This window comes from Clostridium sp. ZBS2 (assembly GCF_023845855.1).
Taxonomy (GTDB): Bacteria; Bacillota; Clostridia; order Clostridiales; family Clostridiaceae; genus Clostridium; species Clostridium aquiflavi.
Genome location: NZ_JAMQIF010000154.1, coordinates 1 through 290, shown reverse-complemented (window position 1 = coordinate 290; position 290 = coordinate 1). Strand labels below are relative to the sequence as shown.

At 34.8% G+C, this 290-nt stretch carries 1 protein-coding gene; it reads right to left on the bottom strand.

All coding sequences use genetic code 11. The annotated features are described in order from the left end of the window. On the bottom strand, positions 1 to 290 hold a 290-nt coding region (locus tag NG918_RS16780), incomplete at both ends, for a sodium:solute symporter family transporter (RefSeq protein WP_502801317.1).

The window sequence follows — 290 nt, the reverse complement described above, 5'->3', positions numbered from 1 at the left end:
ATAAAATAGCGGGTCCAAATGCTGAACCAAATCCTGCCCAAGCATAACCTACAAGTGTTAAAATTGTATCACTTGGATGATACGCTAAAACAACTGCTATCATAGCCACTACTAATACTGATAATCTACCGATAAATACAAGGTCTTTGTCACTTGCGTTACGACGGAAAAATGTTTTATAAAAGTCTTCCGTTACTGCACTTGAAATAACAAGTAATTGTGAGGAAATACTACTCATAATCGAAGCCAAAATAGCTGATAATAAAAATCCTGTAATGTATGGATGGAAT